The 8,868-nt window shown below is 73.3% G+C and carries 8 protein-coding genes and 1 pseudogene; 8 read left to right on the top strand and 1 reads right to left on the bottom strand.

All coding sequences use genetic code 11. From position 1 onward, the window contains the following. Positions 1-254: pseudogene (locus SACPADRAFT_RS26205) on the top strand (hypothetical protein); the annotation flags it as partial. A gap of 538 nt (positions 255-792) precedes the next feature. Then, complete coding sequence (locus tag SACPADRAFT_RS0207760; RefSeq protein ID WP_028662307.1) at positions 793-1,857, top strand: tyrosine-type recombinase/integrase; 1,065 nt, start codon at positions 793-795, stop codon at positions 1,855-1,857. Between the two features lie 128 nt (positions 1,858-1,985). Here the strand turns inward: SACPADRAFT_RS0207760 and SACPADRAFT_RS0207755 are convergent, their stop codons facing one another. Continuing rightward, complete coding sequence (locus SACPADRAFT_RS0207755; RefSeq protein ID WP_028662306.1) at positions 1,986-2,516, bottom strand: putative immunity protein; 531 nt, start codon at positions 2,514-2,516, stop codon at positions 1,986-1,988. Positions 2,517-2,899: 383 nt separating this feature from the next. Between SACPADRAFT_RS0207755 and SACPADRAFT_RS26200 the strand changes: the two genes are divergently transcribed. From SACPADRAFT_RS26200 to SACPADRAFT_RS0207725, 6 genes are all read left to right on the top strand, one after another. After that, a complete protein-coding gene (locus SACPADRAFT_RS26200) occupies positions 2,900-3,487 on the top strand; it encodes a putative protein N(5)-glutamine methyltransferase (protein WP_407690017.1) in 588 nt (195 codons plus the stop codon). A gap of 202 nt (positions 3,488-3,689) precedes the next feature. Beyond that, positions 3,690-4,427, top strand: a complete 738-nt coding sequence (locus tag SACPADRAFT_RS0207745; protein ID WP_007025371.1) for an ABC transporter ATP-binding protein — start codon at positions 3,690-3,692, stop codon at positions 4,425-4,427. 56 nt (positions 4,428-4,483) lie between these two features. Beyond that, positions 4,484-5,686, top strand: a complete 1,203-nt coding sequence (locus SACPADRAFT_RS0207740; protein ID WP_233357138.1) for a hypothetical protein — start codon at positions 4,484-4,486, stop codon at positions 5,684-5,686. Further along, positions 5,683-6,285, top strand: a complete 603-nt coding sequence (locus tag SACPADRAFT_RS0207735; RefSeq protein ID WP_007025369.1) for a hypothetical protein — start codon at positions 5,683-5,685, stop codon at positions 6,283-6,285. Before SACPADRAFT_RS0207740 ends, SACPADRAFT_RS0207735 begins: the two co-directional genes overlap by 4 nt. A 277-nt stretch (positions 6,286-6,562) precedes the next feature. Then, complete coding sequence (gene fmdA / locus SACPADRAFT_RS0207730; protein ID WP_007025368.1) at positions 6,563-7,807, top strand: formamidase; 1,245 nt, start codon at positions 6,563-6,565, stop codon at positions 7,805-7,807. A 68-nt stretch (positions 7,808-7,875) separates the two neighbouring features. Further along, the gene (locus SACPADRAFT_RS0207725; RefSeq protein WP_084258350.1) at positions 7,876-8,817 is read left to right on the top strand and encodes an AAA family ATPase; all 942 of its coding nucleotides are present in this window, start codon (positions 7,876-7,878) and stop codon (positions 8,815-8,817) included. Positions 8,818-8,868: the final 51 nt, after the last annotated feature.

Genomic DNA, 8,868 nt, shown 5'->3' with positions numbered 1-8,868 from the left:
GGCGTTACTGCGGCCAGTCGTGCCGGCAGCGCGCCTACGAACGCCGGGCCGTCGTCCGGCGTGGCGAACTGCCCGAGGACACGGTCGTGCTGTCGGCGGCCGAACTCGCCGCGCTGCAGGACCGGCTGTTCCAGCTGCGGTGCGCGGCCGAGGACGTCGCCACGGCCGTGGACGACGGGGCCCCGGCCGCCGAACTGCGCCGCCTCGCCGCCGACGTCGCCGTCGCCGCCCGCGACGCGGAACGCCTGCGCTGAGACCGGTCCGTCCGCACGGCCGTACGCAGGTCCGACGACCACGTCCGAGCAACGCCGATAATGCACATTATGTTAAGTAGAAGCCGCGGGAGGGGGTGCACGGGCGTGTGCCCGGCTCCCTCGCTCGGTCGGTGTCCACCCGCCCCGTGCGCCGCCACGCCACGACGCACCCGCGGCAGGCGCCTCCGGCGGCCACGTGGCGACAACGCCCCCCAGTCCACGGCGTGCGCCGAACGACGGCCCGCCACGGCGCACACACCCGACGGCACCGATCGGGCGACCCCGCCCACCCCGGCAGCCCACCCGGCGCGGTGCCCGGTGTTGCCGTGAAGGACTCCTTCACTGCGCCGGGTGCCGTGAAGGACTCCCTGCCTGCGTCCAACGCAGCGAAGGAGTCCTTCACGGCACGACGACGACGGCGGCCGGGTGGCGGGGTCGGGTGCCCCGTCCGGTGGCGACATGGGTTCCATGTCGTGTAATAGGCAATCCACGACATGGAGTGAGCGGGTCGGCACGCTCCCCTGATATGATCTTGTGCGTGGCGGAACCGGCGTCGTTGTCCGAGGTCACGGTACGCGAGGCGACCTTGGAGTATCTGGAGGTCCTGGAACGTCGGGTGATGCGCTCGCAGCTGAGCGCCACCACCCTGGAGGCCTACCGCCGCGACCTGACCGAGTTCACCGATCTGCTCGGCGCCGACACCGTCCTGGACACGATCGAGCCGGACGACCTGGAGGTCGCCCTGACCACGGTGTCCCGGCTGCCGGACCGCCGCTACAGCGCCGGTCTGAAGATCGCCGAGGACGGGTCCACTCCTCCCGGCCGCGGCCCGCACTCGCTGGCCCGCTGGTTCGCCGCCGTGCGCGGGCTGTTCCGCTGGGCCGCCGACAAGGGGTACGTGCGGCTCGACCCGACCACGCGGGTGAGCCGGCCGCGCACCCCGTCCCGCGCCGCCGGCGCCCGCGTCGGGTTGCAGCTGGACGAGGCGCGGACGCTGCGCGCCGCCCCCGGCGAGCACTCCGGCGAATCGTTGCGGGCCGATCAGAAGCTGAGCCTGCGGGACGAGGCGATCCTGCGGCTGCTGGTCGAGTCCGGCCCCCGGGTGTCCGAGCTGTGCGGGGCCAACCGCACCGACGTCCGCGCGCACGAGGAGACCGGCACCCCGGTGCTGCACGTGCGCGGCAAGGGCGGCAAGGACCGCGACCTCCCGCTGTCGAAGCCGACCGCCGAGCTGATCGGGCGCTACCTGGCCGAGGAACGCCCCCCTGCCCCGGAGGCGCGCGACGCCCACGACCGGGCCGAGCGCATCCGCATCGACGACGCGGCCGGGGCGTTGTTCGTCTCGATCCGCGGGTGGCGGCTGGCGCCGCGGGACGTGCAGCGGATGGTGCAGCGCTACTCCCGCGCCTGGCTGGGACGGCGGGCGACGCCGCACTCGCTGCGGCACACCGCGTTGACGATCCTGGCCCGCGCCGGGGTGGACATCGCCACGGTCGCCCAGATCGCCGGACACTCCAGCCTGGCAACCACCTCGGTGTACATGGACGACTCGATGAGCGCGGCCGTGGAGGCGGTGGCCACCTCTCCCCTGTCCGACCGGTGACCCGACACCCTGCGTGAGCTGCGCCGGCGACCACACGACCACGACGGTCGCCGTGTGACCGACTGCCACCGGTAGCGGAACGAAGGGCGCAGGTCCGCGGACCGGTGGAGCGTTCGCCTCGGGATCTCTCAGCGGGATGCCCGGAGAGCGGCGTCCAAGGTGCTCATGAGTTGCGCGACGCGAGTGCGAGCGGTCGGCGCGGAGGGGTACCGGCGAAGGACATTGATGAGGGTCGGCGTGGCGCGCTGTCGCGCCCGCTCGATCAGCAGGTCGCCGACCGCGGGGTCGTCGCCCGCGTTCAGCTCGGCGACACGGGCGGCGCTCGCCGTAGCGCGCAGGATGTGACCCACCTGGCCGGCCTGCGCGATCGGGTGCAGGTACGCGGCGGACGCGGCGTCGCCGGCGGACCGTGCCGCGAGCCGCACGGCCTCGGTGTCGGCTTCCTTCGCGGCCCGGTGTGCGTCCAACGAGGTGATGCGCTGCAGCCGGGTCCGTTTCGCGCCGGTGACGAACTCCCACGCGGCGTCGACGGCTGCCCGCGGGCGACGGTCCCCGGGAACGGCGTCCTCGAACACGGGCAGGACCTCCTGGGCGCTCTCCGCCACGAAGCGCGCGACGACGCGCAGCTCGTCCATGGTCAACTCGAAGTCACCGGCCACAGTCGATCACCGTTCCCGAGTCCTTCCCCGTTGAGCCCGACTCCCCCGCCGTGCGGAACGCTACCGATCACCCGGAACGGGTGGCGGCTCGGGACACGGTCCGCACCGGTCCCCCGCCCGGCGCGCTACCGTTCCGGGGTGTGCGGGTACGGCGGTGACAGGGTCGGCGGGAGTGGGTCGGTGAGCCCCGCCCGCACGGAACCGGACGCCGACCTGGTGGCGCGGCTGCGCGGGGTCGGGTGTGTCTTCGCCGAGGACGAGGCGCGGTTGCTGGAGCGGGCCGCGTCCGACCCGGCGCGGCGCGGGGCGCTGGTGGCGCGGCGGGTGGCCGGGGAACCGTTGGAGCACGTGCTCGGCTGGGTCGCTTTCGGCGGGGGCGGCTGGTGGTGGAACCGGGGGTGTTCGTGCCCCGCCGCCGCACCGAGTTCCTCGCCGAGCGGGCGGCCGCGCTGGTGCGGGACGGTTCGGTCGTGGTGGACCTGTGCTGCGGGTGCGGGGCGGTCGGCGCGGTGGTCGCGGAAGCGGCGCGGGTGCGGCTGTACGCGGCGGACGTCGACCCGGCCGCGGTCGCCTGCGCGCGGCGCAACCTCGCGGGCACCGGCGCGGTGGTCGTCGAGGGGGACTTCGACGCGCCGCTGCCGGAGTCGCTGCGGGGCCGGGTGGACGTGCTGGTGGCGAACGTGCCGTACGTGCCGTCCGGTGCGGTGGCGTCGATGCCGCCGGAGGCCCGTGAGCACGAGCCGCGCGCCACACTCGACGGCGGCACCGACGGGCTTGTGGTGGCACGCAGGCTGGTGGCCGCCGCACCGCGGTGGCTGGCACCGGGCGGTGCGGTGTTGTTCGAGGCCGGTGCCGACCAGGTTCCGCCTGCGGTCGCGGCGGTCCGGCGCGCGGGGATGGTGCCGGAGGTGCGGCACTGCGACGAGCGGGACGCGACCGTGGTGGTCGGTACCGTGGCCGACCGGTTCTGACCGGTCCTGGCCGGGGCCGACGGGCTCTCCCCGGTGTCGGACCGTCGAATTCGATGATCTTCCTGCGTGCGGGTGTCTTCGTCCGACAGGCTCGGTGGGCGACGGATCGGTCGGTGCGACGTGGCGACACCGTCGCTCGGAGCGGGGGTGCTCCGGACGTCGCACGTGGTCCGGTACGGACATTCGGGGGAAGGGAACTGCGGTGGAGATCGCCCTGGACGGGATCGAGGTCGGCTACGGGCGTCGGCGGGTGCTTCGGGACCTGACGTGGACGGTGCGTCCGGGGGTGACCGGGCTGTTGGGTGAAAACGGTGCCGGCAAGACCACGTTGTTGTCGGTGCTGGTGGGGTTGCGTCGGCCGCGGGCCGGGACCGTGTCGGTGGCCGGGGTGGACGGCCGTGCGGCGGGGTTCGGGTTCGTGCCGCAGAGGTTCTCCGTCCCGCCCGAGGTGCGGGTGGTGGAGGCGGTGAGCTACGCGGCCTGGGTCAACGGGGTCGATCGCCGGGACGGTGCCGGTGCGGCGCTGCGGGCGCTGGAGGCGGTGGACCTGGCGGAGCTCGCGCGGGAGCGGGTTCGGGCCTTGTCCGGTGGGCAGCGGCAGCGTCTGGGGGTCGCGGCCGGACTGGCCCACGACCCGGACGTCCTGGTTCTCGACGAGCCGACGGTCGGGCTCGACCCGACCCAGCGGGTGCGGGTGCGGGAGGTCGTCGCGTCGTTGGGTGCCTCGCGCACCGTATTGTTGTCCACCCACGTCCTGGAGGACGTGCACCACCTCTGTCACCGCGTGGGGCTGCTCGCGGGTGGGCGGATCGCGTTCGACGGCACGGTCGACGAGGTGAAGGCGGCCATGGCCGGGGGTGCGGGGGACGGTGGTGCGCTGGAGTCGCCGCTGGAGCGCGGCTACCGCACCCTGCTCGACGACCTGGGGGGTGACCTGTGAGCCCCAGGGGTGGGTGGTTCCGGCCGTTGGGCCCGTGGTTCGTGGTGGCGCCCGCGGTGGTGATTGTCCTGGTGGTGCTGGCCGGGACGTGGGAGATGCTGTCGTGGCCGTACCCGGTGTGGGTTCAGGCTTCGGCGCACTGGCATCAGCAGTTCGTGTTCGCCGGGCCGGTCGCGGGCGCGGTGGCGGCGTGGTGGGCGGCGCGGCTGAACCGGGCCGACCGGGTGTGGTCGCAGTCCCCCTCGCCGAGGGTGGGTGCGGTGCTCGTGACCCGGCATCTCACGGTGTTGACCGGGTGGCTGGTCGGCGCGTACGTGCTGGGGCTGCTGCCGCTGACGGTGGCGACCGCGCTGAACGGCGGGATCGGTGTGCCCCGGCCGTGGGTGATGGTGTCCGGGGTATTGGCCATGGTCGCGGCGACCGCCGTCGGGTATCTCGTGGGCACGCTCGCCGGTTCGCTGGTGGTGGTGCCGTTCGTGGCCGTCGCGCTGTACGTGTTGGACGCGTTCGCGGCCTACGGTGCCGACACCGTCGGGGCGGTCGTGCCCCAGCTGTACACCGACCCGGTGCTGGGGGTGTCCGAGTCGGCGGGGCTGGTGGTGTTCCGGATCGCGTGGTTCTCGGCCGTGGCCGCCGCGTCGGCGGCGCTCGCGGCGCGGGTGCTGCGTGGGCGTGCCACGGGGCGGTATTCGTCCCGGCCTGCGGCGGTGCGGGACGGTGCGGTGTCCGCGGCGGCGCCGGTGGTGCTGGTGGTGGCCGCGCTGATGACGACGCCGGACCTGTTCGAGATCGAGGCGTCGGCGCGGGACCGGACGTGCCGCGACGTGGACGGGATCGAGTACTGCGTCCACCGCGACAATGCCGATCGGATGGACGATCTGGTCGGCGCTTTCGACGGGATCCTCACCCGGTACGGTGCCGAGCCTCCGGGGATCGGGGCGGTGTGGGACCGGACGTTGGTGTTGGAGCGGGGCGGTTCGCGTGCTGACGGGATGCTGACCGCGCGGATCGTCCCCGACGGTTCCGTGGACGGGGCCGCGTCGATGGTGACGGAGTTGGTGGGGGTGTACGAGTGCGACTCGGCCGCGGCGCCCGGGGTGCTGCCGGTGCTGAGTGATCTGGCGGATTTCCTGGAGGACGGCACGCTCGGTGGGACGTTGTCCGGGATGGATCCGGCGGAGGTCCGGGGGTGGATCGGGCGGCATCGGCATGCGCTGGCGGAGTGCACCCTCGGGTCCGGGGATCTGCCGGCCGCATGATCGGGACGGTGTTGCGGGTGCGGGCGGTGCCCCGGGGGTTGGTGGCCGTGGTGCTCGCCGCGGGATTGAGCGCGTTCGCCGGGACGCATGTGCTGTGGATCGACCTCTCCCCCGCGAATCCCACCCGGCTGCCGGTGGCCGAGTTGTGCGGGATCCTGGCGGCGACGGCGCTGGCCGTGCTCACCCGGCCGCGGGTGTGGGAGTGGGACCGGGTCGCGCGGTCCCGCCGTGCGCGGGTGGTGGCCGGTGCGGTCGCCGTGGCGGGGGTCACCCTGCCCACGGCGTGTGTGTTCGCCGTGGCCGTCCGGCTGCCGGCGGGTACCGCGTGGGGTTGGGTGGTGGCCGACACGGTGGTGGTGGCCGCGCTGGTGTTCGTGGCCGCCCCGTTTGTGCGTCCGGTGTGGGCGGGGCTGGTGGCCGTGGTGGTCTGGTACGGCTGCGGGGTGCTGGGCAACATCGTTCCCGGTGTGGCGCCGTATCTGCCGACGTCGGCGTACCCGGCGGCGGAGGCGCACTGGTGGTGGGCGGGTGCGCTGGCCGTGGTGGCGATCGGGGTGCAGGTGCGCACGCTCGGGGCGGTCGCCCTGCGGGAGGACTGACCCCGGCCGCCGCGCGCGGGTGCGGGTGCGGGTGTCGCGGGTGGCCGGCGTGTTTCGCACCAACGGGTGGTGCGGCGCCGGCGGGACGGGGGTGTCGTTTCGTGGGCGCGGCGTCGGGAATGCCCGCTGCGACCACGAGTGCGCGCGGGTACCGGTCACTTCCTCCGGAGTGCGGGTCGCGGTGGTCGCGGCGGGTGGCTGTCGCGGGGCCGGGCGTGGCGCGGCGGTGTGTGCGCCTCGTGGGTCGTGTCGTTCCAGCCACAGCAGGAGGTCGGGCATGCCCGAGGTGAAGTTCTCCGTCGACCAGTCGCGGTCGTTCGCCGAGCAGGACGTGCTCGGGCACAACCGGTGGCATCCGGATGTGCCCGCGGCGGTGTCGGTGCGTCCGGGTGAGGAGTTCCGGATCGAGTGCCGGGAGTGGTTCGACGGCACGATCGGGAACAACGACTCGGCCGACGATGTGCGGGACGTGAACATCGCGATGGTGCACCAGTTGTCCGGGCCGATCGCGGTGGAGGGTGTCGAGCCGGGTGACCTGTTGGTGGTGGACGTCCTGGAGATGGGGCCGGTGCCGCAGGAGTCGGGGCCGGTGGCGGGTCAGGGCTGGGGCTACACCGGCATCTTCGCGCGGGACAACGGGGGCGGGTTCCTCACCGACCGTTTCCCCGACGCGTACAAGGCGGTGTGGGACTTCCACGGGCAGACGGCGACGTCGCGGCACCTGCCGGGGGTGTCGTTCACCGGGATCGCGCACCCGGGGTTGATGGGCACGGCGCCGACGGCGGAGCTGCTGGGTGAGTGGAACGCGCGGGAGCGGGCGTTGATCGACACGGATCCGCAGCGGGTGCCGCCGTTGGCGTTGCCGCCGGAGCCGACGGACGCGTTGCTGGGGTCGTTGTCCGGGGCGGAGTTCGAGCGGGTGGCGGCCGAGGCCGCGCGGACGGCGCCGCCGCGGGAGAACGGCGGCAACCAGGACATCAAGAACCTCTCCCGCGGTTCGCGGGTGTTCTACCCGGTGTTCGTGTCCGGGGCGAAGTTGTCGTTGGGTGATCTGCACTTCTCCCAGGGCGACGGGGAGATCACCTTCTGCGGGGCGATCGAGATGGGCGGCTACATCGACCTGCACGTGGACGTGATCAAGGGCGGGATGGACACCTACGGGATGTCGACGCCGATGTTCGTGCCCGGCCGGGTGGAACCGCGCTACACCGAGTTCCTCACGTTCCCGGGGCTGTCGGTGACCGAGTCGGGTGAGCAGCGGTATCTGGACTCGCAGCTGGCCTACCGGCGGGCGTGTCTGCACGCGATCGACTATCTGACGAAGTTCGGCTACACCCCGGAACAGGCGTATCTGGTGTTGGGGGCGGCGCCGGTGGAGGGCCGGTTCTCGGGGGTGGTGGACATCCCGAACGCGTGCGCGACGTTGTACGTGCCGACGGAGATCTTCGACTTCGACCCGCGTCCGTCGGCGGGTCCGCCGCAGCGGGTGGACCGGGGGCAGTGCGCGGTCTCCAGCGGGTGATCCGCGGTGGCGGAGTGATCCGGGCCACGGTCGTCCGCGGGTGTTGTCGGGTGTGGCGACAATGAGGCATGCGTACTTCCCCCTCACGTTCGGACGGGCCTGCCGACGCGACCGCGGTGACTCCTCCGGTGTTCCGCTCGGTCGACGATGTCGTCACGCGGCTGGCCGAGGCCGGGTATCTGGCGTCCGAGGCGGTGGCCACCACCGTGTTCCTGGCCGACACGCTGGGCAAACCGCTGCTGGTGGAGGGGCCCGCCGGGGTGGGCAAGACCGAGCTGGCGCGGGCGCTGTCCCGCGCCACCGGCAGCGAACTGGTGCGGTTGCAGTGCTACGAGGGCATCGACGAGTCCCGCGCGCTGTACGAGTGGAACCACGCCAAGCAGCTGCTGCGGATCACCGCCGCCCAGGGTGCGGACTGGGAGGCGACCCGGGAGGACGTGTTCAGCGAGGAGTTCCTGCTCGAGCGGCCACTGCTGCGGGCGATCCGCCACCCCGACCCGACGGTGCTGCTGATCGACGAGATCGACAAGGCCGATCTGGAGATGGAGGGGCTGCTGCTGGAGGTGCTGGACGAGTTCCAGGTCACGGTCCCGGAGCTGGGCACCATCACCGCGCGGCGGCGGCCGTTGGCGCTTCTGACGTCGAACTCGACGCGGGAGCTGTCCGAGGCGCTGAAACGGCGGTGCCTGTTCCTGCACCTGGACTTCCCCGACCCGGACACCGAACGCGACATCGTCACGATGCGGGTCCCCGGTCTCGACGAGCGGCTGGCCGGGTCGCTGGTGCGGGTGGTGCGGGCGCTGCGGGAGCTGGAGCTGCGCAAGTCGCCGTCGGTGGCCGAGACGGTCGACTGGGCGCGCACCCTGCTGTCGCTGGGTGCGGACACGCTGGACCGGCGGCTGGTCGAATCCACCCTCGGGGTGCTGCTGAAATACCGCGCCGACCAGGACACCGCACGCACCGAGCTGAAACTGGACGCGCTCGGGGACCCGGCGGGGTCGTCGCCGTGACCGGGTCGGACGGCGCCCCGGCCAGCGCGGCCGGTGCCGGGGCGGCGGGTG

The sequence above is a fragment of the Saccharomonospora iraqiensis subsp. paurometabolica YIM 90007 genome (genome assembly GCF_000231035.2).
Lineage (GTDB): Bacteria > Actinomycetota > Actinomycetes > Mycobacteriales > Pseudonocardiaceae > Saccharomonospora > Saccharomonospora paurometabolica.
Note: the sequence above shows the minus strand (reverse complement) of the source record. Positions and strands in the feature narration are given on the sequence as shown.

Coding starts and splice junctions, on each gene's coding strand:
- SACPADRAFT_RS0207735 (WP_007025369.1), top strand. CDS start 5,683: ATGATCGGGACGGTGTTGCGGGTGCGGGCGGTGCCCCGGGGGTTGGTG.
- fmdA (WP_007025368.1), top strand. CDS start 6,563: ATGCCCGAGGTGAAGTTCTCCGTCGACCAGTCGCGGTCGTTCGCCGAG.
- SACPADRAFT_RS0207725 (WP_084258350.1), top strand. CDS start 7,876: ATGCGTACTTCCCCCTCACGTTCGGACGGGCCTGCCGACGCGACCGCG.